This is a genomic window from Paraburkholderia sp. BL17N1 (genome assembly GCF_003634175.1).
In the GTDB taxonomy this organism is placed as follows: domain Bacteria; phylum Pseudomonadota; class Gammaproteobacteria; order Burkholderiales; family Burkholderiaceae; genus Paraburkholderia.
On sequence record NZ_RBIW01000001.1, the window covers coordinates 2,124,700 to 2,150,139 of the forward strand.

A 25,440-nucleotide genomic window follows, 5' to 3' on the forward strand; every position below is an offset into this window, starting at 1 on the left:
GTTCATGGCCGCCTATGTCGTCATTACGCGCGAGAAAACGCTCGACCCCGCGAAGCTGGATGAATACAAACAGGTTGCGCCTGCAACCTTCGAGCAACATCCGGTGATGATGCTGGCGAGCCACGGCCGCAAGGAAGTGGTGGAGGGTCCGCCGATCGACGAAATCCTGATCCTCGAATTTTCCAGCTACGACGAAGCGATTGCCTGGTATCGCAGCCCGGAGTATCAGGCCGTCAGCGAGACGCGTCTGCAGGGCGGGGAATATCGGATCATCATCACCGAAGGCCTGACGGCGATGTAGCGCGGCATGGGCGCAGACCGTCCGCTTAAGCCTCGAGCGCGGCTCTCGCGCATGATTCGTCGGTCACCAGGCCCGATAGCCAGCCGCCTTTCAGCACAGCGATCAACGCTTCACGCTTGCGCTGCCCTCCAGCAAAGCCGATGGTCGGGCGCTGCGGCGGCGAGTCGAGCGCGATACTCGTCACGCGCCGGCCGGTAGGCGATTCGACATGCGCGCCCGCGGCGTCGATAGGCAGTCCGAGCATCTCCGCCACCGCGCCGTTCTGCATCAACTCCTTCACTTCCGCCGACGTAATGAAGCCGTCTTCGTGCAGCGGACATTTCGGCCCAATATTGCCGATGCCGACAAACGCCACATCGGCTTGCGCCGACAACGACTCGACGATCCGATACAAACGGTGATTGCACCACTGCGCGCGCTCAGCTTCGTTATCGGCGAGCAGCGGGGCGGGCAGCAGAAAATGCTTGCCGCCCGTCTTCTCCGAAATGTGCAGTGCGACGTCATAGCGGTTCGAGGAGCCGTCCTGGGCGATCGCCCCGACCATCGACACCAGCCGGTGCTGCGGACGGTCCAGCTGCGCGATCTGATCGACGGCGGCCTTCAGCGTGCGGCCGCTGCTCACGGCGACCACCATCGGTTTTTCCTCGCCGAGATAGCGCTCCATCACCTGCGCGCCGGCGACTGCGAGTTTGCGGTCGACTTCCTCGGACGTATCGCTGTCGATCGGCACCACTTCGCACATGCTCAGACCGTAGCGTTTCGACAGTTGATCGGCGAGTGCGAGGCAGTCAGCCAGCTTGTGATCGACGCGCACACGAATCAGATTCTTCTCCACCGCGAAAGCAACGAGCCGTTGCGCGACCGGGCGCGACACCTGGAGCTTCTCGGCGATTTCGTTCTGGGTGTTGCCGGCAACGTAGTAGAGCCACGCGGCGCGGGTAGCGAGATCTAATTTTTCTGTGGACTTGGGCACGGTGACGGTTCGCTTGAAGTGCGCCGATGATAGCAGCCGGTCTGCGCGCTTCAACCAACCCTGGCGCGGAAACCGGCTGCGGATAGCCGGTCAGGCAAGCGGTTGCCGCGCGGGGTCGAACAGCGGCCGTACGTGGCGGTAAAGTGCGCGATAGGCTTCGAGCCGCGCGCGCAGTTCGGCATGGCGGCGCGGGTTCGGCGTGAACTCCTTGGCGATAGGCGGCTTGGTCAGCACGGTGGCCGGATCGCCACCGGCGGCCAGCCAGCCGAGGCGTGCCGCGCCGAGCGCCGCGCCTGTTTCGCCGCCGCCGTGCTTGCGCGTGGCGGTGTCGAGTGCGTCGGCGAGCAGTTGGGCCCAGTAGTCGCTACGGGCGCCGCCGCCGAGCAGGGACAGCGCCTTCGCTTCGGTGCCGGCCGCGCGCAGCGCGTCGAGGCCGTCAGTGAGCGCGAGCGTGACGCCTTCGAGCACCGCGTAGCCGAGCAACGCGCGATCCGTTGCATGCGTCATGCCGAAGAACACGCCCTGCGCGTACGGGTCATTATGCGGAGTACGTTCGCCCGACAGATAGGGCAGGAAGAGCGGTGCGGTGTTCAATGCGTCTGCGGGCAGCGCCTCGATTTCGGCGAGTAGAGTCGGCTCGTCGGTGGAGGTGAGCTTGCAGACCCAGCGCAGACAACTGGCGGCGGAGAGCACCACGCTCATCTGATGCCAGCGATCCGGAATCGCGTGACAGAACGCATGCACGGCGGAGGCCGGATTCGGCCGGAAGCTGTCGCCGACCACGCACAGCACGCCCGACGTGCCGAGCGACACGAAGCCGTCGCCGGGTTGCGTCGCGCCGATGCCGATCGCGCTGGTGGCGTTGTCGCCACCGCCGGCCGCGACGATCACGCCGTCGTTCAGGCCGAATTCACGCGCGACCGAGGGCAGCAGCGTGCCGGACGGCTCGCTGCCTTCGGCGAGGCTCGGCATTTGCGCGCGGGTCATGTTGCAGGCCGCGAGCAGTGAGTCCGACCAGTCGCGTTTGGCGACATCGAGCCACAGCGTGCCGGCCGCATCGGATGGATCGGACACCTTGCCGCCGGTCAGTTGCAGGCGCAAGTAGTCCTTCGGCAGCAACACGCAGGCGGTCTGCGCAAAAATCTCGGGCTCGTGACGCGCGACCCACAGCAGCTTCGGCGCGGTGAAACCTGGCATGGCGAGATTGCCAGCCACGCTGTGCAACTCCGGTGCGCGCTCGGTCAGCTCCGCGCACTCCTTGTCGCTGCGCATGTCGTTCCACAGGATCGCGGGACGCAGCACGCGGTCCTGCGCATCCAGCAGCACGGCGCCGTGCATCTGGCCCGACAGGCCGATCCCGCGAATCTGCGCGAACTCGTCGGGATACTTCGCGCGCAATGCTGCAAGCGCGGTGCGCGTGCCGGCCCACCAATCTTCGGGATTCTGCTCGGCCCAGCGCTGATGTGGGCGCGAAACGGTAAACGGTGAGCCTGCGGTGCCGATCACGCGTCCATCGGAGGCGAGCAGCAGGACTTTCACTTCGGACGTGCCGAGGTCGATGCCGAGATACATGGGCGCGGAACCTTCGTCGTTGGAGATGCGCTACTTTAGCCGCACATGGCGCGCGGTGCCATGCGCATTAAGCCTGGCTAAGCCTCGCTTGGTGTGGCACCCGCGCGCTTCGATGCCGCGCGGTGCGCGGCGCTTACGAATCATGAAGTCAGCGGCGTTCAAACCGCGCCGCGTTTGGCGAGCCATACGTCGACGCGCGCCACGGCGCCTTCCAGCGCCGATTCCAGCTCCGGCGTCTGCGCCATGCCGCCCCACAGCAGCCGGTCGGCGGCGAACGCTTTCAATGGATCGGGCGCCTCGAAGAAGGCCCGCGCGACGCGCTCATCCATCACGCCGTCCTGGTACGCGTAGGGCAACTCGCCGGCGTTCCAGCGATCGAGAAAACGGAAAAACAGCGCGGGCAGCATGGCGGTCGCCGCAGGCGTGACGCCGCGCTCGAAACACTCCGACAACGTCGGCGCGATAAAGCCCGGCAGCTTGGAAAAGCCATCTGCCGCGACGCGCTGGTTCGTGTCCTGGATATAAGGATTGCTGAAGCGTTCGAGCACCACGTCGCGATAGCGTTCGAGATCGAGCGGACTTGGCGTGAGGCACGGAATCACGTCTTCGGTCACGTATTCGTAGGCGAATTTGTTGATGTCCGCGTCGAGCGTGCCTTCGTGAATGTAGTTCAGCCCGACCAGCGTACCCGCCCACGCGATGCAGCTATGCGTCGCGTTGAGAATGCGGATCTTCGCCTCTTCATACGGCATCACCGAGTCGACCAGTTCCGCGCCGACCTTTTCCCATGCCGGCCGTCCCGCGATGAAGTTGTCTTCGATCACCCATTGGATGAACGCTTCGCCCATCACCGGAGCGGCGTCGTCGACACCGGTCGCCGCCTTGACGCGTTCCCGCACGTCCGGCGTGGGACGCGGCGTGATGCGATCGACCATCGAGCTTGGACTGGCGGTGTTGTCGTCGAACCATTGCGCCAGTTCGATCGCGCCGCGCCGTTCGAGAAACTCGCTCATGCCGGCATGGAAGCGCTCGCCGTTGCTGCGCAGGTTGTCGCAAGTCTGCAGCGTGACGGGGCCCGCGCCGCCTTTCATGCGCGCGTCGAGAATCGCGGCCAGCGCGCCGTAAATGGTGGTGTGGCCGCCTTTGAGGTCGGCCGCGAGATCGGGGTTGGCGGTGTCGAGTTCGTCCTGCTCGTCGAGGTAATAGCCGCCTTCGGTGACCGTGAACGCGATGATCTTGCAGGCCGGATCGGCGCCTGCTTCGATCAGCGCGTCGAGGCTTTCGGTCCACGGTACGACGCGCTCGATCGAGCGAATCGTCTCGTACGCGCGCTCGCCTTGAGGCGTGACGGTCTCGAGCGTATAGACGCCGTTTTGCGCGGCGAGCGCTTCGAGCACCGCGTTCATATCGCTGCGGATATTGCCGACCGTGAGCGACCAGTGCGGCTCGCCAGGCACCTTGGCCTCGTTCAACCGATGGAGATACCACGCCTGATGCGCGCGATGAAACGATCCCGCCCCGATGTGCAGGATCACGTGTGCGGCCGCGCCGCTGTCTTGCCCGCTGTTCATGTGCGTCTCCTGAATGTCCTTGCTCGCACCGCTCGTAGCGTGCGTTTCTTCTCGAGATGGAGCATTTGCTCTGTATGTGAGCGAATGATCGTACCCGGCGAAACGAAAGTCAAGGCGACGGGATACGGTTTTTTGTGGCGCAGCGCCGCGCCGCAGGGCTTTTCGGCGTGACTTGCGATGCGCCGTGGCGTGATGGAGGCGAGTTGCGGCGCGTATTGCATTGCATCAAATTTGACATTGAGCGGGCCAGGACTAACCCGAATGCAAAAAAGTATTGGTCCGCGGTCTCATTTTTAGTGGTGGATCACGCGCGAGAAGACTACTTTTCGCTATACAAGACGAAAGACCAGCGGCGCCTCAAGTGGCCGCTTCATGGAGACAGACAGTGCAACCCGATCTCGAACTCGTGGCCGTACGTCGTGACGAATCGTTCAAAGTATGGTCGCACGGCTATCCGTACCGTACGGTGCGCTGGCACTTTCATCCGGAATACGAAATTCATCTGATCGTGGCGACGACCGGCAAGATGTTTGTCGGCGATCACATCAGCAGCTACACACCCGGCAACCTCGTGTTGATGGGGCCGAACCTGCCGCACAACTGGGTAAGCGACGTGCCGGAAGGCGAGACGATCGCACAGCGCAATCTGGTCGTGCAGTTCGGGCAGGAGTTCGTGTCGAGCTGCATCGACAGTTTTCCGGAGTGGCGGCAGGTCGAGGCGCTGCTTGCCGATTCGCGCCGCGGCATCTCGTTCGGCGCGCAAACGAGCGCGGCGATCCAGCCGCTGTTCCTCGAATTGCTGGCGGCGCGCGGACTGCGCCGGCTGGTTCTGTTCATGTCGATGCTCGAAATCCTGATGAACGCCGAGGACCGCGAGACGCTTGCGAGCCCCGCTTATCAGGCCGACCCGACCAGTTTCGCGTCGACGCGCATCAATCACGTGCTCTCGTATATCGGCAAAAACCTCGCGAACGAATTGCGCGAGTCGGACCTGGCGCAACTCGCGGGCCAGAGCGTCAGCGCGTTCTCGCGTTATTTCCGTCGCCATACGGGGTTGCCGTTCGTGCAGTACGTGAATCGCATGCGCATCAATCTAGCGTGCCAACTGCTCACCGACGACGATCTGAGCGTCACCGATATCTGTTTCAAGGCGGGCTTTAACAACCTGTCGAATTTCAACCGGCAGTTTCTCGCGGTGAAGGGCATGGCGCCTTCGAAATTTCGGCACTATCAGCAGCTGAACGACGCGAGCCGCGACGCCTCCGAACAAGCCGCGGCACGCGGTGTAGGCATCGACGACGCGCCCGCCATCGTGCTCGCGCCAGGTTTGCCGCGCAGGGCCGCCGCCGCTTATCCACCGACGTAGTCCCAGGCCCAGGCTTCCCGCCGAAGCGTTTTATTTCACCTGCGTTTCAACACGTATCGCGCTGCCCCACGGCAGCGTGAGGGACGTGCTCACTTTTAATAATGGAGACAACCATGACGCAATCCCTTTCGAAACCGACTTCGTTGAAGACTTTCGCACGCAGCAGGGCGGCACTGGCGACGCTCGCCTTCGGCCTGTCGTTGATCGCCGCGCCGGCCGCACAGGCCGCGCCGCTGAAAATCGGCATGACGTTTCAGGAGCTGAACAATCCGTACTTCGTGACGATGCAAAAAGCGCTGAACGATGCGGCGGCTTCGATCGGCGCGACGGTGGTCGTCACGGACGCACACCACGATGTCAGCAAGCAGGTCAACGACGTGGAAGACATGCTGCAGAAGAAGATCGACATCCTGCTCGTGAATCCGACTGACTCGACCGGCATCCAGTCGGCGGTGACATCGGCAAAGAAGGCGGGCGTGGTGGTGGTCGCCGTGGATGCGAACGCCAACGGTCCGGTCGATTCATTCGTCGGCTCGAAGAACTACGACGCCGGCGAAATGGCTTGCGAGTATCTGGCGAAGTCGATCGGCGGCAGCGGCGAAGTGGCGATTCTCGACGGCATTCCAGTCGTGCCGATTCTCGAACGCGTGCGCGGCTGCAAGGCGGCGCTCGCGAAAGCGCCAGGCGTGAAGCTCGTGGATACGCAGAACGGTAAGCAGGAACGCGCGACCGCGCTATCCGTCACCGAGAACATGATTCAGGCGCATCCGAACCTGAAGGGCGTGTTCAGCGTGAACGACGGCGGCTCGATGGGCGCGCTCTCGGCAATCGAATCGTCGGGAAAGGATATCAAGCTGACCAGCGTCGACGGTGCGCCGGAAGCGATTGCCGCGATCCAGAAGCCAAATTCAAAGTTCGTCGAAACGTCCGCGCAATTTCCGGCTGACCAGGTACGCATTGCACTCGGCATCGCGCTCGCGAAGAAGTGGGGCGCCAATGTGCCGAAGACGATTCCGGTCGACGTAAAGATGATCGACAAGAGCAATGCCAAGGGCTTCAGCTGGTAAGCCGAATGTCCGTGCCGCGCCGAGCGAAAAGCGCGGCAACGGGCAGCAGAGGAGGACCCGATGGACACGATACTCAAGCTCGACAACATCACCAAAAGTTTTCCCGGCGTGAAGGCGTTGCAAGGCATTCACCTGGAAATCGCGCGCGGCGAGATTCACGCTTTGCTCGGCGAAAACGGCGCGGGTAAATCGACGCTGATGAAAATCCTGTGCGGCATCTATCAGCCCGATGAAGGCACGATCACGATCGAAGGCGAGGCGCGTCATTTCGCCAACTATCACGATGCGGTGGCTGCCGGCGTCGGTATCGTGTTTCAGGAGTTCAGCCTGATTCCGTATCTGAACGCCGTGGAAAACATGTTTCTCGGCCGCGAACTGAAGAGCGGTTTAGGCTTGCTCGAACGCGGCAAGATGCGGCGCGCGGCGGCGGCGATTTTCCAGCGGCTCGGCGTGACGATCGATCTGTCGGTGCCGATTCGCGAACTCTCGGTGGCGCAGCAGCAGTTCGTTGAAATCGGCAAGGCGCTTTCGCTGGAGGCGCGCATTCTGATTCTGGACGAGCCCACTGCCACGCTCACGCCCGCCGAAGCCGAGCATCTGTTCGCCATCATGCGAGAGTTGAAACAGCAGGGCGTCGCGATGATTTTCATCTCGCATCACCTCGAAGAGATTTTCGAAGTGTGCGACCGCATCACCGTGCTGCGCGATGGCCAGTACGTCGGCATGACGGAGGTCGCGCAATCCGACGTGGGACATCTCGTGGAAATGATGGTGGGGCGCCGCATCGAAAACAGCTTTCCGCCGAAGCCGCCGCTGCGTGCCGATGCGAAGCTCGTGCTCGAAGTCGACAAGCTGCAGTTGCTTAAGGACAGCCCCGTTTTGAGCTTTACGCTGCGTGAAGGCGAGATTCTCGGCTTCGCGGGACTGGTCGGCTCGGGGCGCACGGAAACCGCGCTCGCCGCGATCGGCGCGGACCCGGCTTACGTGAAGGAGATTCGCATCAACGGTACGGCGGCAAAGCTGTCCGATCCCGCCGATGCGTTGCGCGCCGGCGTCGGCATTCTGCCGGAGAGCCGCAAGACCGAAGGCCTGATCACCGACTTCTCGATCAAGCAGAACATCTCGATCAACAACCTCGGCAAGTATCGCTCGATGCGCTTCTTCATCGACCAGCGCAGCGAAGCACGCGCGACCGCCGACATCATGAAACGGGTGGGCGTCAAAGCACCGAGCATGCATACCGAGGTCGCGACGCTCTCCGGGGGCAATCAGCAGAAAGTGGTGATCGCGCGCTGGCTGAATCATCACACCAACATCCTGATCTTCGATGAACCGACGCGCGGCATCGACGTCGGCGCCAAAGCCGAAATCTATCTGCTGATGCGCGAACTCACCGCGCGGGGCTACTCGATCATCATGATCTCGTCCGAACTGCCGGAGATCGTCGGCATGTGCGACCGCGTCGCCGTGTTCCGGCAAGGCCGCATCGAAGCGATGCTCGAAGGCGACGCGATCGACTCGAACGCCGTGATGACCTATGCAACTGCCGGCTCTCGTGGAGCAACACATGAACACGCCTAATCCTTCTTCTTCACCCAAGACATCCAGTGTCAGCAGCGATACGCCGGGAGCGCCGGTGCGTTTCACGTGGGCCGCCCTGAAACGCTCGACGCTGTTCTATCCGTTCATCGGCTTGCTCGTGGTGTGCATCGTGATGGTGTTCGCGAGCGACAGTTTTCTGTCCGGGGCGAATATCGAGAATGTGCTGCGCCAGGTGTCGATCAACGCGATCATCGCCGTGGGGATGACGTGCGTGATCCTGACCGGCGGCATCGATCTCTCAGTGGGTTCCGTCATGGCGCTGGCGGGCACGCTCGCCGCCGGGCTGATGGTGGCCGGTATGAACGCGGTGGCCGCGCTTGCGATCGGTGTCGCGGTGGGATTGGGCTTTGGCGCGGCGAACGGTTTCTTCGTAGCGTTCGCGGGCATGCCGCCGATCATCGTCACGCTCGCGACGATGGGCATTGCGCGTGGCCTCGCGTTGATCTACACGGGCGGCTATCCGATCGACGGCTTGCCCGATTGGGTCAGTTTCTTCGGCAGCGGCAAGATTCTCGGCGTGCAGGCGCCCGTTGTGATCATGGCCGTGATCTACGTGATCGCGTGGGTACTGCTGGAGCGCATGCCGTTCGGCCGCTATGTCTATGCGATCGGCGGTAACGAACAGGCGACGCGTCTGTCGGGCGTGCGTGTGGCGCGCGTGAAGCTGATCGTCTACACGATTGCGGGTTTGACGTCCGCCTTCGCCGCCATTGTCCTGACCGCGCGTTTGATGAGCGGCCAGCCGAACGCCGGCGTCGGCTTCGAACTCGACGCCATCGCCGCCGTGGTGATGGGCGGCACGTCGATCTCGGGCGGCCGCGGTTCGATCATCGGCACGTTGATCGGCGCGTTGCTGCTCGGTGTGCTGAACAACGGCCTGAACATGGTCGGCGTGAATCCGTATGTGCAGAACGTGATCAAGGGCGGAATCATTTTGCTCGCGATTTACATCAGCCGCGACCGCAGAAAGTAATTCTTCAACGACTTCCACTTTTAAGCAGGACCATGCAATGACGACTCGATCTACAGACCACGACCAGCAGAACATGACAGCCATCGTCTGTCATGCACCGAAAGACTATCGCGTCGAACAGGTGTCGAAGCCTCGCGCGGGTGCGCACGAACTGGTGATCCGCATTGCCGCGTGTGGGATTTGCGCGAGCGACTGCAAATGTCATTCGGGCGCGAAGATGTTCTGGGGCGGCCCGAGTCCCTGGGTCAAGGCGCCGGTGATTCCAGGCCATGAGTTCTTCGGTTTCGTGGAAGAAATCGGCGAGGGCGCGGCCGATCACTTCGGCGTGAAAATGGGCGACCGTGTGATCGCCGAGCAGATCGTGCCGTGCGGCAAATGCCGCTATTGCAAATCAGGCCAGTACTGGATGTGCGAGGTGCACAACATCTTCGGCTTCCAGCGGGAAGTCGCCGACGGCGGCATGGCCGAATACATGCGCATTCCGCCCACGGCGATTGTTCACAAGATTCCCGACGGCATTTCGCTGGAAGACGCCGCGATCATCGAACCGCTCGCCTGCGCGATCCACACGGTCAACCGTGGAGAAGTGCAACTCGACGACGTGGTGGTGATCGCCGGCGCCGGTCCGCTCGGTTTGATGATGACGCAAATCGCGCATCTGAAAACGCCGAAGAAACTGGTGGTGATCGATCTCGTCGAAGAGCGCCTTGCGCTCGCCCGTGAGTACGGCGCCGACGTGACGATCAACCCGAAACAGGACGACGCGTTGGCGATCATCCACTCGCTCACGGACGGTTACGGCTGCGATGTGTATATTGAAACCACCGGCGCGCCGATCGGCGTGAATCAGGGCATGGACCTGATTCGCAAGCTTGGGCGGTTCGTCGAGTTTTCGGTGTTCGGCGCGGATACGACGCTGGACTGGTCCGTGATCGGCGATCGGAAAGAGCTCGACGTGCGCGGCGCGCATCTCGGCCCGTACTGTTATCCCATCGCGATCGATCTGCTGGCGCGCGGGCTGGTTACATCGAAAGGCATAGTCACGCACGGCTTTTCGCTGGAAGAATGGGACGAGGCGATCAAGATCGCCAACTCGCTCGATTCGATCAAGGTGCTACTGAAGCCGCGCGCCTGAGCGTCGAACCCGGTCGGAGCACGAGCGGCATATAAACGGAGACAGTATGGACTACGTCATCGGCGTCGATATCGGCACGCAGAGCACCAAGGCGCTGCTGGTCGATCAGCACGGCGCGATCGTCGCGCAGCATGCGTCGAGCTATCAGCCGGATACGCCCAAGCCGCTGTGGGCGGAACAATGGCCTGCGGTCTGGCTGAAGGCGGTGGTGGAGTGCATCGCCGCGTGCGTGGCTAAAGCGAAGGAGGCGGGCGTCGCGGCGAACTCGATCAAAGCCGTGTGCGTGAGCAGCTTGTATGGCGGCTCCGGCATTCCGGTGGATAGCGAGATGCGGCCGCTCTATCCTTGTCTGATCTGGATGGATCGGCGCGCTACCGAGCAGGTCGAATGGGTGCGCAATAACGTCGATCTCGAACGGCTCTACACGATCACGGGCAACGGCGTAGATAGTTACTACGGCTACACAAAAATGCTGTGGCTGCGCGATCACGAGCCGGATGTGTGGTCGCATACGCGCTACTTCCTGCCGCCGAATGCATACGTGATCTACATGCTGACTGGCGAGGTGGCGGTCGATCATAGTTCGGCGGGCAATATCGGCGGCATCTACGACATTGGCAAACGCGACTGGTCCGACGAAGCGCTCGACATGCTCGGCATTCCCGCGACGATGATGCCCGAGCGGCTGGTCGAATCGTCGGACGTGGTGGGCGGCTTGCTGTCGCAGTGGGTCGAGCAGTTAGGCCTCGAAGCGGGCACGCCGATCGTCGCGGGCGGCGTGGACGCGGCGATGGCGACATTCGCGGCTGGCGTCACGCGCGCCGGGCAACATGTCGCGATGATTGGCACGAGCATGTGCTGGGGCTACATCAACCAGAGCGTCGACGCGCGGCATGGGTTGATCAGCATGCCGCATGTGTTCGACGGGCAACGCGATATTTATGTGTTCGGCGGGGCGATTACCGCGGGCGCGTCGGTGAGCTGGTATCGCGAGCAGTTCTGTCACGCGGAGATCGAGGCCGCGCGTGCGACGCCGCATGGCGATCCGCATCGCTTGCTGGAAGAGTCGGCAGAGAAAGTGCCGGCTGGTTCGGATGGCGTGATGTTCCTGCCGTATCTGATGGGCGAGCGCAGTCCGGTGTGGGATGCCAAGGCGAGCGGAGCGTTTATCGGACTGAGCCTGTTTCATACGCGGGCTCATTTGTACCGCGCCGTGCTGGAAGGCGTCACGTTTGCGTTGAAGCACAACATCGAGGCGGGTCGCAAAGGCGCGCAGTCGCTCGATGACAAACTGATCGTCGTGGGCGGCGCCGCGCATTCGGATTTGTGGATGCAGATTATCGCGGACGTTACCGGGTATCCGGTTTATACCATCGAGCAGGACGTGGAGGCGGCGATGGGGGCGGCGTTGCTGGCGGGCGTCGGCGTCGGGCTGGTGTCGCGTGAAGAGGCGCGGCGTGGATGGGTCACGCTGGTTGAACGCGCGGAGCCGAACGCACAACGGATGGCGTTGTACGAGCAACGGTTCGGCGTTTATACGGATTTGTATCCGGCGTTGAAGCCGATCATGCATCGGTTGCAGACATCATGAATGCTACTTTTGATTTTTCTGGCAAGTCAGTACTGGTTACCGGGGCTTCGAGCGGGATCGGGCGAGCGACGGTTGAGGCGTTGTGCGCGTCGGGCGCGAATGTGGTGGCTGCCGCGCGCAATGTGAAGGAGCTTGCCCGGTTGGCGGAGGAGACGGGTTGCGAGCCGTTGACGCTCGATGTGAGCGATGAGGCGGCTATCGATGATGCGTTTGGTTCGCTCGATACGTTCGATGGGCTCGTGAATTGTGCCGGGATTGCGTTGCTCGAGCGTGCTGTCGATACGACGGGTGAGAGTTTCGATCGTGTGATGGCGGTGAATGCGCGGGGCGCTGTGCTGGTGGCCAAGCATGTGGCACGAGGGATGATCGATGCTCAGCGCGGTGGCAGTATCGTTAATGTTTCCAGTCAGGCTGCGCTGGTGGCGTTGGATGATCATTTGAGTTATTCGGCTTCCAAGGCTGCGCTTGATGCTGTTACCAGGGCTTTGTGTGTTGAGTTGGGGCCGTTCGGGATTCGGGTTAATAGTGTGAATCCTACGGTTACGTTGACGCCTATGGCGGTGCTGGCTTGGAGTGATCCGGTTAAGCGGGACCCGGCGCTTAAGGCTATTCCGTTGCAGCGGTTTGCTGAGTCTGCTGAGGTTGCTGCGACTATCTTGTTCTTGTTGAGTGGTGCTGCTTCTATGGTTAGCGGGGTTTGTTTGGCTGTTGATGGGGGGTATACGGCTAGGTGAGGTTATTTGATCGTGCGGTATTTGTTGGGGAGCACTGGGGGGAATTTTGCGGGCCGGCCGCCCCTTGCCGGTTCATCGGCGAACAGCCACCTTCCGGTCCGGCCACGCGGCCCGAGGCTATTTGCCCGCCTGGCACGGCGGAAGCGTGCGGCGCTACAGGATCAAACGCATCCGGTAATTACGCGCCGGCCGTGCGCAAGCGGGGGGCATTGGATTCATCCTGTTGGTGCATTCCGCTCGATACTCGGTTAGCCGGCCAATCACGGTCGGCCTGATTCAGGGTCAACGACTCAATCGAGCATCCAGCTATCGTCGCCTTCGATCAGTGTGCCGCCGTGGCTGGTCATATCGCCCTTGCGGGCGACACCCGCGCCGCCGAATGTGGAGGCCGAGCCAGTAACGATGACCGCGCCGCAGCTTGTTTGATCGCCTATCCGGGCGACAGCACGGCCGTTGACCGTCACGCTACTTGCACCGCTGATGACAGTGCCGAACCCGTGCATAGGGCAGGAATGAAGATGACCTACGAGAGCGATGGGGCGCATAAAAACCTATATGAGATACCTGCAATGGAATCAACGGCAAATTATTTTCTGAAAAACCGGGTATCTCGCAATTCGCCATTTGTCTCCAATATTTTCTGAAATATATGAGAAATGAGTGCGATACCGTTTCCCATCGAAACGGTAGATGGCGATATTGCTGCTCCCCATGTCTCCTCGGGCTTCGGTTTTGAGATCAGGAAGTCCGTTACACCGATGTCGTTTTTGATCGAAGGGACCGTCGTCACGTGTAAAAGCTGGGTGGTGGTCGATTTTGATGACAATCTGAATATCCAGGACGGGGAATTTACCTGAGTGGACTCCATATCAATGTTGCAATCCGCAAAAAGTAAGTTTTCGTGCCTGTTAGCACATATGCTTACCGATATGCCGCTTGCGCCACATTGATCTTTGACGTTTTTTATAATTGCACGCGAGTTCCGAATCAGACCAGCGGCCGTATTGATATCAATCGCTTTCTTTATTTTGCATGTGTCACCTCCTGTATTTTCCAGCGAAGACTTGGAATTTCGATATGCTGGTTCGAGTTTTACTATTATATTTTGTAGGGTTGTCTTCAAGCAAGTCCTGTTTTTGCAAGATGCCAGTTTAGCATTCTGTGTCTGGACCGCTCGAAATAACGATTCTGGATCGTCTGAGGCAGCAATCGACGCGTACTGCAGGAAACTCGCCTTGAAAATCAAAGGGGGAATCCGGGCGTCTGTGCAGGTTCCCTTCGGATATCGTTCGCGGGCTTCCCGCACCATGCGCTGAACCTCAATGTCGCTTTCGACGGAAACGTCGTAACACGGCGAAAGTAGAATCTGCGTAGATACATACGCCGGAGAGAACTGACTTAGAGATGGAATATCCAAATCGCCTGCCGCTCTAACGCCAGGCAGCCAGCCGATGAAAATAATAGCCGCCAAAGTTTTAATAGAGAGGATCGCGAAAGGGATTCTATTGTCAAGCGAAAATAATGGCGATGATCTTGAAAAATAACGTGACACCAGGAACTTCATATATATTGTCTGTTCGCGAGCTACTCTTCGTTGAATTGGATGGTTTTTATCATTTCCAATAAAATATTGTAGCTAAACCCACTGTCGAGATCAAAATCCTCTGCATTTCGTGTGACGCAATACTGTTGCATTGTCGCGCTTGACTTCGAATTTCCTATCACAATGCGAATGCACCGATTGACAGAAGAATATCGCTGACAATAATCAGGTGCCGTGATTTTTCTGTTGGAGTTTTTGTAGATGTCCTCTACCAACCACCCCCTCCAATTCCGACCATTAAGTTTGATAGAGGTTGCGCTTGTTGCGACAGCGCACGCGGATGGGACTATTTTTCTAGTATGTACATTGCCATTCTTGTCAGCCACAATGAAGCTATCTTTTTTCCTCAGCATTTGATCAATGCCAACACGTCGAATATTTAACGATGGAATTCTTTCAACCCAACTGGGATCATGAATTCCGAACCCTTGTGGCGCGAGTGACAAAACGGTCCCGTTGTCGGATTTATATGATCCAAGGCAATCGAGAAGTTTTCCTTTGCCATCGGGAGACAGCGCGGAGGGAAGTTCTATCGAAATTCCACATGATTCGGATGGTTTTCCAGAAATCAACAGTTGATGGTCGGCATTTGACGCTGCAAAACTGGATATCCAAGTAGAGAAAAAAATCGTTGCGATCAGTATGCTCCGGGCTCGCATTTTTATTTCCTTGAAAGATGATATATAGCGGCTCGTTCAGTTACGAGGCGACATTAAGTTCGGTCTGAAACGGCATTACTCTTCCCTCTGCCTTATCAGCGAAGGATCGGTCGGCATATTCGGTGCATCGCCAAGAATGAAATTCACGTAATGAAAAAACTCTCTACGCTGGGGAAGTCCGGTGCTGCCCCCATTAACTGGTGTCGTGATTGCGGCGACATTTGCATCAGCTACCCCTACGTCCGCACGGCGATCGATATTCATCCCGCTTCGCAGGGCCCCGGTGTTGGGTGACTGCATTACCTTACTAATCCAGAAGTACCCGGCTGAATCGGCGACGGCGGTTGCATCGGAAGAAAGCAGTTCAGGATTGGGATCGGTTGTGAAGTCACGTCCGCGAAAGCGACTGTACGCAGCGTAACTGCCACGTCCGGTAAGATGAATTAGCCCCCGGCCGCGAAACGTTGCCCCATCGCCCGTTTGCGTATTTCCCATCGACAACGCCTTCTGTTGAACTTCATCCGGTCGTTGCGCTATATAGTCGGGTCGATTTCGACCGTGCAGAAACCCCATCGCTTGTAGCCAATCATGTTTGTGATCGAAGTCGTCCCCAGCCTCCTGCGGAGTTAACGCCTCGTACATCGTGCGGAAATACCGGCTGTCGCCAAGCTCGACCGTTGCTCTTAGCGCTCCGGTTTCTTTGAATATTTGCGCTAAGAAATGGGCCTGTCTTTGAGGAGTCGAAAAGCCATACTTCCTCCACATGCGATTTATCGCCGTATGCATATCCGGAGGCATGAAACCGTGGTCATTGTTGCCTGAATGCCATCGGGTTTGCGCCGTCTGCCATGGAATTTCTCCGCCTGCATTGGGACTGGACCGTTTGGGCAATGTCTGTGTCAGCTCTCGAAGGCTGCGCCATCCGCACTTCTTGAACATCTGAATAAACCGCCCCGGATGAAAGTGGTAGTGAATCTTGCCCAGCGCCAGTCCTTGTGCCTGAGCGTCCTCCCAGAAGGCCAGCGCTGCGTGGTGCTGTTTGAGCTTCGTATAGGCGTCTGGACTCAGACAGCCGGTCATTAGCGCGGAAGCCGGCAGATCATTCGGATCAGTGCCCTTGAGCCAACCCCAGCGCGTATCGAAGTCGTCGCGCGACCACTCTGTCGGCATCTTTACAACGCAATAGCTGAGCCGTTCCCGCATCGGACCGTCAAGGCTGCGCGCGTAAGCTCGCGCAATGCGTTCGCGCTTTCTCTGCGCCTGCTGTTCGCCTGGCGTCGGCGCGGCCGCCCCGCTTGTGGCCGCTGGCGGACTCACAGCCGGCGGTGCGCCCGGGTCAAGCATGGCAATCAGCACATCGGAATCGCACCGGCTGTTGCCGTCTGTATCGTCGTCGACAAACGTCCACCCCAGCCAGTCGGGGAAATCCGCATCGCTGTAGACTCTGACGCCGGGACCGTTCAGATTCGCATACACAGCCGTGTGATCGACCGGTGAATGAATCTGCCGGATGTGCGGCAGGCGTCCCTGATAGAGATCTGTCGCTGCCGGTGCATCTGGGCCGATCACCCGGCCAAAGCGCAGCATTTCATAGCCTGCGCTGGGGCATCCAGGATAGCGCCGGGTGGCACGCTCATACAGGCCGTAGGCATCTTCCGGCGTCGCCGAGCCAAGCACCGCGCCCCGGATGCTGCGTGTGGTCAGGGTGATCAAGCCAGTGGACTCTGTGATACTTACGATCGCCGGCTCCGTTGTCGTCGCCTGCACCGGCACCTGCCACGCGGGATGGGCTGCCGAGCCAACTGATGGATCGCTGGCATAGAGTTGCGTACCAGCTGGCAACACGACGTGAATGTCGCCCCACAGACTATTGGTTCGCCCCTGTTCCGCTGCCAGCGGCCCGTGGTTACGCCCCATCAGTGCCGCGACGCTGGTGGCGTCGGCGACGATCTCGAAGTGGATACGGTTCGGCTGGCCGTAGATCGCGCCAGGCAAACCGATCGCGTCCTTGCGGTACACCCTGCTGCCGCGCGCCACCTGGGTCGTGTGCATGTGCTGGTAGATCGAGTAGAACTCGACGTTCACCCCTTCGCCAATCTCCGTTGCGTGCTTCAGGATCACCCCACCGTTACTCGTCCAGCCCTTGTAGTACAGCAACGGATGCGCCGCGATGACCGCCGGATCGTCATGATGCTGCGGAATGTCATCACTGCCACGTGCGAACACGACCTCGCCGTCGGCAATCGCGCACACTGGCTCCGAGCTGTCCGCATTGCCCTGCGCTTCGAGATGGATGCCTCCATGCCAGCCAAATTCGCGGCTGACGGGAAACGCGCCCTTGCCACTGCGTTCGCCCAGCGTCGTGACGGGTTGCGTTGAGTCGTCCTCATGCGCGGCTGCGCTGAGGAAGGGTTGGCTGATCAGCATCAGGTTTCCTATTTTTTTGTTCGTCTGTTTTGGGAATGGGTTTAGTCCGACAACGGCACATGGCCCGGATCGAGCAACTGGCCCGGCAGTGGAATGCCATGCATTCCAGGCAATCCCCCCGAGCCATCCTCCTGAGTTAAGGCACCTTTGAGCTTTATCGCGATGCCCTCGATCGTGACGCCGCTACTATCAATGGTGAAGCTGCCACCGGGTGCCTTGATGACCAGTCTGTCGCTCGCCTGAAGCTCATATATCTGTGTCCGGCGCGCGATGGCCTGCCCCGCCCGAAGCTGATGACGACCCTGCACGACATGCTCCGCGTTCCCACCGGTTTCGATCTGGTAGTCGGCCGCAATCCGGTCCCGCCGGCTGTTGCCCACATTCTCCACACGGTCCTTGCCGATCGTGACCGTCTGGTTCCGTCCGACCGACACGGTATCGTCCAGCCCGACACGGCGCTGGCTGTCATGTGCGATATCGACCTGCTCGTCGTTGCCAACGTGGCGCGCGCGATCATGGCCCACCGTAACGGTCTGGTCGTGCTCGACCGCATGCACCTCGTCGTTTTCTACCTCGGTACGGAGGTTTTTCTCGGCATGAATCCATACTTCTTCGCGGCCCTTCTTGTCCTCGAAGCGAATCGCGTTAGCGGTGCCATAGCCGCCCTCCTTCGTAGAGCGCGATAGCGTCCCGCTCTGCGTCGCGTTATCCGGTAGCTTCCACGGCGGCATGCTCATCGCGTTGTACACGCGCCCGGTCACGATGGGCCTGTCCGGGTCACCGTTTTCGAAGTCGACAATAACTTCAGTTCCAACCCGCGGAATGTTGATGCCGCCGAAGTTACTGCCCGCCCACGGATAAGACACGCGCACCCAGCACGACGAATTCTGGTCATTCACGGGTGACCTATCCCAATGAAACTTCAGCTTCACACGTCCGTACTGGTCGGTCCAGATTTCACTTCCCGTGTACCCAGTCACGATCGCCGTCTGCGGACCCGTTGTGCGCGGTTTGCTCACCGTGCGCGGTGGCCGGAACATCGTGGTCGCCGGCTGCACTTCGAAAGTCGTATTGACCTGATACTGGCCTTCGCCGGTTACTTCGCCGATCTCCTCGGCATCTAGCCTGACGCGGATCACCAGGTACTCGCGGTTCGCCGCTTCCTGCGGATAGCTCGCCAGCGTGAATGTCGTGCCGCACACCACATCGCGCAGGTTGCCTCGGCCTACGGCGCGTTCTCCCCGAGCGCGGATTTCCTGCATGCGTACACGCGCGAACTGCTCGCCCTGCTGCGGATCGGTATAGTCGCCCGGCCATTCGTAGACTGTCAGATCGTTATGCCGCGTGCCCTGCGGCAACGCATTCTGTACCGCCAGGTTTGCGCTCGGCTTCGTGAAGTCGAAATCATCCGTCGTCCAGATTCCCGACTGGATGCTTTCGGTCGTGTCGAAGTGGCTGACATATTCGGCGTCGATCTTCCTGTCAGGCGGGAGGTACTGCAACGTGTGATACGCCTCGCTGACCACGCGCCTGTGCGCGCCGAGATTATCGACAAGCACCATCCGGTGCACGCCGTTCGAGTGCTCGAAGAACCAGTAAATTCCGTGTTCTTCCATGAGCCTCTGAATGAACGAAAAGTCCGACTCACCATACTGCACCTGATAGACGAGCCTCGGATACGTGCCGCCCAGGCGCTTGACGTACGAGTACATGTAGTTGCCTTTGAGTACCTCGTCGATAATCTCGACCACCGAGCGGTTTTGAAAGATTCGGTAGTCCGTGCGCTGTCCGGCGAGCACGATCCACGGCTTGAGAATCAGCCGGTAGTGGTACTGCCGGTTTAGCGGCGCAACCAGGCTTGCCGCCGTGACGATGCCGCTGATTTCCCGTTCACCCTTGCCGATATTCGCGGCGCCTGCGGCACCCGCGACGCCCGAATGGAAGGTGCCCATCCCGTCGAGCTGGACGGTCACGGTCAGCTCCTTGCCGACCATCGCCTTCAGGTCCAGATTGGCCGCGGCGCTGTCGGGCAGCAGCGGACTGAGCGGCGTGACCAGTCCCAATTCATATTCGTAGATCTTCGAAAGCGCTTCCTCTCCCCTGATCGAGCGTATCAGGAGGGCAGGTTCGCCGTCGTCCAGCTTCGGCAGCGCGGCGCCGCTAACGGTGAAGGTACGTGGAGTCATGAAGTTCAACATAGGCTCGATCCTCCGTGTGAACTGGACCGGTCGCCACTCATGAGACGAATCCCGTTGTGCCGGGCGTGCGACGCCCTGCGTTCTGTCATGCGTGTCTGCATCAATCTTTTCCCATGAACGCCGCGCGCCGTGTCGATCGCCCCGGCTGCCTGCCATGCCTTTTCCCTGCGGTTCTACTCATGCAACGCCCCGCGTGCCCATACGCACCGGCCAGGTCGCCACAGGGCCGCGCTGCGTCGAGCGCAGTTCGGTCTCGATGAACGAATGGGCCGATGCACCTCGCGCGAGAAAGCGCTCGAGAATCAGGCCGAACAGGTAGGGGCTCACGCCATGGAAGCCCGCTTCGTCGACCGTGAGCACGCACTCGGCGCCGCAACCAAACATGATTTGTCCATCGCGCGGGAGCATGCGCGTGACCGTGCGCATGCTGACATCGACCAGACTGTCGATCATCTGCCGGTAGACCTCGTCACCTGGCGCGAGGAACAGCCCTAGCAGATTGCGTAGGCCCGCGGCCGACGGGTCTTCCAGAGCGAGGTAACTAAAGTTCAACTGGCGGATCAGCCGCCAGGCGGTTTCCCGCTCCGCATACGGTGCGCGTGGCACACTAGGTGAGCGAATCAGGCCCACGCACAGAACCGGGGCAGATTCTTCGAGCGTCAGATCGTCGCGGCCGTCTGGCACGATCAGGTTCGGAAGTTCACGATTGGTCAGCAACGCGCTGAGCGTGAGGTAGTTCATGCGCTCGCCGTAAGGTTGCCCGTCGTGATCGACGAGTGAGACCGAGGTTTGCGTGCCGATGTAGGGCGTGCGTGTGCCATAGCGGCGGCGTGACAGTTCCGGCGCCGAGCGGCGTTCGCGACGCGAGGTGAAATAGCGCCCGTGGTTGCCTTCATCGTTCGTCAGTGGCTCGTGCAGCGGCCGGAATTGGAGCGGTGCCGATGTCTCGCTGACCTGACCATGTAGGGCCTGCACGGAGAACACTTCGTAGTCGAGCGGCTGGAGTGCGTTCGGCACCAACTGGAATTCGGTGCCGGATTTCGGCAACTCGACGGGATCGGATGTGCAAGGAAAAAGGTTGATGACCGGCGTGCAGAAAAGCGCGAACTGCGAGGCATCGACCTGGTCCGCCAGCGGGTCGGTGTGTCGGTCCAGCAGCACGACGACCTCCGCCTCGCGCCCACGCACCTGGCGCAGGCCGGGTGCGAGACCGGTCAGCGTGAAGAAGTAAAAACGCGATGGACAGACGGCAAACTCGTGCAGCAGATTGTGTCCATGAAATTTCGACCATGCGAGCGGCAGGAGGCCCTGTCCCGGATCAAGCCCTTCATGCACCACCGCATCGCGGCTTACCGCGTGAAACGGACTGCCGGGCGTGCCGAGGTTTTCCGGCTCGCCGGTAATCGACGCGACGGCCGCAACGTGCAGCAGTTCGAACAGGCGCGACGCCAGCTGTTCTTCCCCGGCCAGGTACACGGGTAACCGGTCCAGTCCCTGCAAGTCGGCGATGCAGGCCTCGCTGGTGGTACGCAGCCTCAGACGCAGAGCGCCGCGCACGTTGGTATGTCCACGCACATACCGGTCGGGCGCGGGAATATCAGGAGGAATGCCGGTCAGCCGTGCGCTTACGATTTCGAGCGGATACAGCGTTACCTCCTGACTGCTACGAAACTCGCACGCCGTGGCTTCACCGTCGGGCACGCGACTGATGAAGGTGGCGCCGCGCGCAATGCGGACGCCCTCGGCGAGATCGCCTTCCGCATCGTCTGGATACAGCCGTGCCACCGCCATCGATGGCGTCGGCGCGAGGTAATTCGGATAGAGGCATTGCAGCAGGGGGCGCGTGAAGTCGGGGAACGCTGCGTCCAGTTTCATGCGCATGCGGGCGGACATGAAAGCGAACGCCTGGACGAGCCGCTCCACATACCTATCGCCGATTTCACCCGCCTGCATGCCCAGACGCCTGGCGATTTTTACATGCGCCTGTGCAAACTCGGCGGCAAGTTCGCGCAGGTACAGCAACTCCTCGTTGTAGTACGTCAGCAGATCACCCGCGCCGGTTTCCGGGCGTTGACGGTACGGTACGGATCGCCTCGCCAACTGCTCCACGTACTGTTCCGGTTCGAAGCGCATGCCGGTAATCGGCGCATCCGTGGGCGCCTGTCCAAGCCAGCTGGACCAGCCGAGTTGTTCCGTTCCACCCAGCACCGCAGGCGGCGCGCCCTGTGGCTTGATGCGCAGTTCCAGTTCCCACCGGTAGCCGCGCCCGACAAATTCCCTCACGCATTCGACCAGCTTCGGCAGGTCCACGCCCTGCGCCGTGAAACGCAGATACACCGCCAAGTCGAGCGGCCCCAGGATAATGCGGAACCGGTGCTGGCGGTCCGGCACCTGCTCACCGAGCATCGCGCCCATCGCAAGCGTCGAAGACTCCACGGGCTTGCCGAGATAACTGTGGCTGGCCGGCGCCATTTCCAGCCAGTGAAAGACGTATTCCTCGATCGCGACCGGTACGTCGAAGTACTGCTCAAGCGTCGCGCGCAGGCCGTCGGGATTACGCGCTTCGCGCACCAGATGCGCAGAGGCGGCGAGGCGCGCATGGCCAGGAAACGGCCGGCCGGCGATTTCGTCGGGATCGTGGCCGGCGAGGCTCGCGACAAAAAAGGAGAATGTTTCGTCATCCTTCCGGTCAAGGCCCGCTGCGGCCTGTGCGGAGGCCCACGCCCGGTACAGCAGAGTCAGGTAGCGGTGGTGAAAGATGTCGAGGAAGTTGACGAGCGTCGCATCCCGCCGGTTCTGCTCACGCTCGCGTGCAATCTCGGTGATGTGAATCGGCAGTGGCCCATTCGGCCCGAGCATGCCCAGACTGAGAAGCCGTATCTTCAGACGCCCGTTGACCTCACGCACGTCGGCAATCTCGCGCGGCGCGAATACGAGGCTCGGTGCCTGGCCGAGACGGAACGGCTCCGCCTGCGGACGCCGCGCGGTTCCGAACGGGTCAATGCGGGGATCGGCGCAGATACGGCGCAGCAGGGAAATAAACCCGTAGCGCCAGGGTTCGGCCATCAGACATTCAACGCTTTCCGGTGAAAGCGCCACGCCGGGCATGGGCAGATCGAAGCGGGCGCCCTCCATCACGTCGCGTCCCCTGCACACCGGTGCATGATTCCGGAGGCGCGCGCACGCAGGCAGGCGGGCCTCTGATCGTGAGGAGAGAGCAGGTGTGGGTTCATGCCCTGATTATTCAGGGCGTCCGATTCCGATGTCTATGGGACGCTCTCAGACGAATACTCTTTCCATCCCGATCTGACTCATAAAAGTTGCCAGGAAACGTCCGAATGATTTCAGGATGGCGGCGCAGTTCGAAAAAGCGGCGGGGTGCTGGCGAAGTTGGCCGGCCTCTCCTATGACCTGTTCGCTGACACGCCGATATGAGCCGTCAGGCTTGCCGACCGCGCGCGTGACGGTCGGATTCCAGTTGACGGCACAGTTCTGAATGTCAAGGTGAGTGCTTGACCGGCGACGCTCTGTGCGCGACCCGCGCACTCCGCAAACTTCTGCCGTTACGTCGCGGTCATTCAGGTGTTCATTGCCTGTCGCTACCAGCGAGAACGCTACCATCGCCGGCGTTCGCCTCGCTGCTATACCGTTCGGCGGCATCGGCGAGCGCGGTCGCCAGTTTCGTGAAATCCGCCTGCCGCTTCTCCCCGGTCGCACGGTACGTTTGCGCCGTTCTCGCGAGTGCGGCCAGATAGCCGAATTGTTTCGAGTGCGTTTTGCTCAATGCGGCGGCTTCCTGTGCGGTCTTTTCAACCGTGATCTGCGTACGGGCGCGGCGCGGTTTACTGGATGATGCGTGCCCCGATCTGGTCATGGTGCGATTTCCGGGGTGTTCCTGAATCGCCCACGAGTCAATCCAGGGCCCAGCACACCTTCGAAACGAGCGCCGTTATGTGGTATCGCCGAGGCGAAGCCGATGGCCCCACCGGACACAGAAAAGCCCGAGGGTTTTGATCCGACCGTTCCGACGAGCGCGGAGCGCGAGGCGGGAAGAATGATTGCTTTGTCACAGACTTGGAATGTGCGAGAACACAGATTCCAGATGCACCACTACCGCAACTGTGCGGGGGCCCCGCTTAAGCATTAGCGGTGTGAGCCGCTTTCTCTTGCCTACTTCTCTTTGCGGCGGCAAAGAGAAGTAAGTGCCGCCCCGCACAGCAATGCTCTCAACTTAAGCCTCGAAGGGCTTGTATACAGGGCGTTAGCCCTGTAAACTTCATCGCATAACTCACTGATAAATCAACGATATGAACTCAAATACCAGCGTCCTCAAGGCTTCTGGCTGAGTTCTCCGAATTCCTGTTCGATCCGGCGCTCGCCGATCGCGTGCGTCGTTCTCCCACCGCCTTTACCCGCAATCGCACACTGACCTTGCCGCGCATGGCCGCGCTGATGATGTCGGGCATGTGCGCCAGTGTGCAGGCCGAACTTGACGCGCTATTCGGCGCACTGGGAAGCCGCGGCGGGCGCACCCGCGCTGTCAGCGCACAGGCCTTCAGCAAGGCGCGACGGGGCGTGTCTGCCGAACTGTTCGAGCTGGCCCGCGCCCGCCTGATCTCGCTGGCCCAACCCCATATCGATTCGATGCGCTGGCACGGCCTGAGGCTGGTCGCCGCTGATGGCAGCCGCCTGCGTGTGGGCACGCGTCGCGGCCATGAACTGCGCGCCGATCACTACGCGTTTGCGCTATTCCTGCCGGGTTCCGAACTGACCCTGCACGCTGCACTTCATCCCGCCGACGGCGGCGAGCGGCAGATGCTGTTCGAAGCCCTCGATGTGCTGCAACCGCATACCGACCTGCTGCTGCTCGATCGCGGCTATATCGGCAACGCGATGGTGGCCGCACTCGCACAGCGCGAAATCCCGTTCTGCATGCGCGTCGATGCGCGTAACTGGAAATGCGTCAGCGCCTTTGCCCGCAGCGGTAAAGCCGAGCGTGTGGTGACACTGGACGCGCCCGGCGAACTGGATGCCCGCGACTATGAACTGGCGCGTACGCCCACCACTGTTCGCCTGATCCGCGACGTCACGCCGGGCGGTCGCGTGCGGGTGCTGATGACCTCGCTGCTCGATGGCGGGCGTTATCCGGCGGCATCGTTCGGCGCGCTCTATCACCAGCGCTGGCGGGTCGAGGAAGCGTTCAAACGACTCAAGCACCGGCTGCGGCTGGAAGCCGTCACAGGCCTCGATTACCTGGCGTTACAGCAGGACTTCGGCGCAAAAATCCTCGCCGACAACCTGTTCACCCTGCTCAGCGATCTCGATGCGCCGCACGACGACAGACATGCCAGCCGTCCTAACCGTGTGTATGCACTGGGCGCACTCAAGCCCATCCTCGGCGCGTGTCTTCTGCGCATCCAGCGCTGCCTAGACGGCCTCGCCGGTGTGCTGGAAATGATCCAACAGACCCGATGCCGGATACAGCCCTCACGCTCCTATCCAAGACCACCCAGAAAAGCCAAGCCCCACTTCCATCTCGCGTACAAACTTGCTTGATGCAGCGGAGCTTAAGTTGAGAGCATTGCCCCGCACAGGGGCAACGCTAATAGACCACGAACAAACCAAGGAAAGGCCAAAACCCCCAGGATCACAGAAAAAACCAGGCGCC

Annotated in this window: 19 protein-coding genes and 2 pseudogenes; 10 read left to right on the top strand and 11 right to left on the bottom strand. The window is 60.8% G+C overall.

What is annotated here, in order from left to right; all coding sequences use genetic code 11:
- The first annotated feature begins 4 nt into the window (after positions 1–4).
- Positions 5–301 (top strand): DUF1330 domain-containing protein, encoded by a 297-nt coding sequence (locus tag B0G82_RS09560; protein ID WP_116139295.1) that lies wholly within the window; start codon positions 5–7, stop codon positions 299–301.
- A gap of 25 nt (positions 302–326) precedes the next feature.
- Here the strand turns inward: B0G82_RS09560 and B0G82_RS09565 are convergent, their stop codons facing one another.
- The 3 genes from B0G82_RS09565 to dalD all read right to left on the bottom strand — a co-directional run bounded on the left by B0G82_RS09565 (position 327) and on the right by dalD (position 4,417).
- Positions 327–1,274 (bottom strand): sugar-binding transcriptional regulator, encoded by a 948-nt coding sequence (locus B0G82_RS09565; RefSeq protein ID WP_116148263.1) that lies wholly within the window; start codon positions 1,272–1,274, stop codon positions 327–329.
- A gap of 90 nt (positions 1,275–1,364) precedes the next feature.
- A complete protein-coding gene (gene xylB, locus B0G82_RS09570) occupies positions 1,365–2,846 on the bottom strand; it encodes a xylulokinase (protein ID WP_116139297.1) in 1,482 nt (493 codons plus the stop codon).
- A gap of 158 nt (positions 2,847–3,004) precedes the next feature.
- The gene (gene dalD, locus B0G82_RS09575) at positions 3,005–4,417 is read right to left on the bottom strand and encodes a D-arabinitol 4-dehydrogenase (protein ID WP_121307238.1); all 1,413 of its coding nucleotides are present in this window, start codon (positions 4,415–4,417) and stop codon (positions 3,005–3,007) included.
- A 385-nt stretch (positions 4,418–4,802) separates the two neighbouring features.
- On the opposite strand from dalD, the gene B0G82_RS09580 reads away from it, so the two are divergent.
- From B0G82_RS09580 to B0G82_RS09610, 7 genes are all read left to right on the top strand, one after another.
- Positions 4,803–5,783 carry an AraC family transcriptional regulator gene (locus B0G82_RS09580; protein ID WP_116139301.1) on the top strand — a complete coding sequence of 327 codons (981 nt, stop codon included), beginning with the start codon at positions 4,803–4,805 and terminating at the stop codon, positions 5,781–5,783.
- Positions 5,784–5,896: 113 nt separating this feature from the next.
- Positions 5,897–6,850: an ABC transporter substrate-binding protein gene (locus B0G82_RS09585; protein ID WP_121307239.1), complete on the top strand. Its 954-nt coding sequence runs from the start codon at positions 5,897–5,899 to the stop codon at positions 6,848–6,850.
- A gap of 60 nt (positions 6,851–6,910) precedes the next feature.
- Positions 6,911–8,431 (top strand): sugar ABC transporter ATP-binding protein, encoded by a 1,521-nt coding sequence (locus tag B0G82_RS09590; protein WP_106284120.1) that lies wholly within the window; start codon positions 6,911–6,913, stop codon positions 8,429–8,431.
- Positions 8,418–9,425, top strand: coding sequence for an ABC transporter permease (locus B0G82_RS09595; RefSeq protein ID WP_121307240.1), 1,008 nt, complete (start codon positions 8,418–8,420; stop codon positions 9,423–9,425). The genes B0G82_RS09590 and B0G82_RS09595 overlap by 14 nt, the downstream gene beginning before the upstream one ends.
- Positions 9,426–9,462: 37 nt before the next feature.
- Complete coding sequence (locus B0G82_RS09600; RefSeq protein ID WP_121307241.1) at positions 9,463–10,560, top strand: alcohol dehydrogenase catalytic domain-containing protein; 1,098 nt, start codon at positions 9,463–9,465, stop codon at positions 10,558–10,560.
- A gap of 46 nt (positions 10,561–10,606) precedes the next feature.
- Positions 10,607–12,151 (top strand): FGGY-family carbohydrate kinase, encoded by a 1,545-nt coding sequence (locus B0G82_RS09605; protein ID WP_121307242.1) that lies wholly within the window; start codon positions 10,607–10,609, stop codon positions 12,149–12,151.
- Positions 12,148–12,885 (top strand): SDR family oxidoreductase, encoded by a 738-nt coding sequence (locus tag B0G82_RS09610; protein ID WP_106284124.1) that lies wholly within the window; start codon positions 12,148–12,150, stop codon positions 12,883–12,885. The genes B0G82_RS09605 and B0G82_RS09610 overlap by 4 nt, the downstream gene beginning before the upstream one ends.
- A 290-nt stretch (positions 12,886–13,175) precedes the next feature.
- Here B0G82_RS09610 and B0G82_RS09615 read toward each other — a convergent pair whose 3' ends face one another.
- The 7 genes and pseudogenes from B0G82_RS09615 to tssG all read right to left on the bottom strand — a co-directional run.
- A complete protein-coding gene (locus B0G82_RS09615; protein WP_116139313.1) occupies positions 13,176–13,430 on the bottom strand; it encodes a PAAR domain-containing protein in 255 nt (84 codons plus the stop codon).
- A 41-nt stretch (positions 13,431–13,471) separates the two neighbouring features.
- Positions 13,472–14,449 (bottom strand): hypothetical protein, encoded by a 978-nt coding sequence (locus tag B0G82_RS39380; protein WP_147439468.1) that lies wholly within the window; start codon positions 14,447–14,449, stop codon positions 13,472–13,474.
- A 20-nt stretch (positions 14,450–14,469) separates the two neighbouring features.
- Positions 14,470–15,147, bottom strand: coding sequence for a hypothetical protein (locus tag B0G82_RS39385; protein WP_147308641.1), 678 nt, complete (start codon positions 15,145–15,147; stop codon positions 14,470–14,472).
- 75 nt (positions 15,148–15,222) lie between these two features.
- On the bottom strand, positions 15,223–17,574 hold the full coding sequence (locus B0G82_RS09625) for a M23 family metallopeptidase (protein WP_121307243.1): 2,352 nt from the start codon (positions 17,572–17,574) through the stop codon (positions 15,223–15,225).
- Positions 17,575–17,615: 41 nt separating this feature from the next.
- A complete protein-coding gene (gene tssI / locus B0G82_RS09630) occupies positions 17,616–19,772 on the bottom strand; it encodes a type VI secretion system tip protein TssI/VgrG (RefSeq protein WP_121307244.1) in 2,157 nt (718 codons plus the stop codon).
- A 177-nt stretch (positions 19,773–19,949) separates the two neighbouring features.
- Positions 19,950–21,818, bottom strand: coding sequence for a type VI secretion system baseplate subunit TssF (gene tssF / locus B0G82_RS09635; RefSeq protein ID WP_241974676.1), 1,869 nt, complete (start codon positions 21,816–21,818; stop codon positions 19,950–19,952).
- 63 nt (positions 21,819–21,881) lie between these two features.
- A pseudogene (tssG, locus tag B0G82_RS40010) lies at positions 21,882–22,907 on the bottom strand (type VI secretion system baseplate subunit TssG); the annotation flags it as partial.
- 270 nt (positions 22,908–23,177) lie between these two features.
- Between tssG and B0G82_RS40410 the strand changes: the two are divergent.
- A pseudogene (locus tag B0G82_RS40410) lies at positions 23,178–23,268 on the top strand (peptide transporter); the annotation flags it as partial.
- Between the two features lie 90 nt (positions 23,269–23,358).
- Here B0G82_RS40410 and B0G82_RS09645 read toward each other — a convergent pair.
- Positions 23,359–23,556 (bottom strand): hypothetical protein, encoded by a 198-nt coding sequence (locus tag B0G82_RS09645; RefSeq protein ID WP_147439470.1) that lies wholly within the window; start codon positions 23,554–23,556, stop codon positions 23,359–23,361.
- Positions 23,557–24,131: 575 nt separating this feature from the next.
- On the opposite strand from B0G82_RS09645, the gene B0G82_RS09650 reads away from it, so the two are divergent.
- A complete protein-coding gene (locus B0G82_RS09650; RefSeq protein WP_121307245.1) occupies positions 24,132–25,328 on the top strand; it encodes an IS4 family transposase in 1,197 nt (398 codons plus the stop codon).
- Positions 25,329–25,440 lie beyond the last annotated feature (112 nt).

Bases quoted from the DNA above. Each gene is read 5' to 3' on its own strand.
- B0G82_RS09610 (WP_106284124.1), top strand. From the start codon at position 12,148: ATGAATGCTACTTTTGATTTTTCTGGCAAGTCAGTACTGGTTACCGGG.
- B0G82_RS09560 (WP_116139295.1), top strand. From the start codon at position 5: ATGGCCGCCTATGTCGTCATTACGCGCGAGAAAACGCTCGACCCCGCG.
- B0G82_RS09590 (WP_106284120.1), top strand. From the start codon at position 6,911: ATGGACACGATACTCAAGCTCGACAACATCACCAAAAGTTTTCCCGGC.
- B0G82_RS09605 (WP_121307242.1), top strand. From the start codon at position 10,607: ATGGACTACGTCATCGGCGTCGATATCGGCACGCAGAGCACCAAGGCG.
- tssI (WP_121307244.1), bottom strand. From the start codon at position 19,772: ATGTTGAACTTCATGACTCCACGTACCTTCACCGTTAGCGGCGCCGCG.
- B0G82_RS09595 (WP_121307240.1), top strand. From the start codon at position 8,418: ATGAACACGCCTAATCCTTCTTCTTCACCCAAGACATCCAGTGTCAGC.
- B0G82_RS39385 (WP_147308641.1), bottom strand. From the start codon at position 15,147: ATGCGAGCCCGGAGCATACTGATCGCAACGATTTTTTTCTCTACTTGG.
- B0G82_RS09615 (WP_116139313.1), bottom strand. From the start codon at position 13,430: ATGCGCCCCATCGCTCTCGTAGGTCATCTTCATTCCTGCCCTATGCAC.
- B0G82_RS09625 (WP_121307243.1), bottom strand. From the start codon at position 17,574: ATGCTGATCAGCCAACCCTTCCTCAGCGCAGCCGCGCATGAGGACGAC.
- B0G82_RS39380 (WP_147439468.1), bottom strand. From the start codon at position 14,449: ATGAAGTTCCTGGTGTCACGTTATTTTTCAAGATCATCGCCATTATTT.
- B0G82_RS09600 (WP_121307241.1), top strand. From the start codon at position 9,463: ATGACGACTCGATCTACAGACCACGACCAGCAGAACATGACAGCCATC.
- xylB (WP_116139297.1), bottom strand. From the start codon at position 2,846: ATGTATCTCGGCATCGACCTCGGCACGTCCGAAGTGAAAGTCCTGCTG.
- dalD (WP_121307238.1), bottom strand. From the start codon at position 4,417: ATGAACAGCGGGCAAGACAGCGGCGCGGCCGCACACGTGATCCTGCAC.
- B0G82_RS09585 (WP_121307239.1), top strand. From the start codon at position 5,897: ATGACGCAATCCCTTTCGAAACCGACTTCGTTGAAGACTTTCGCACGC.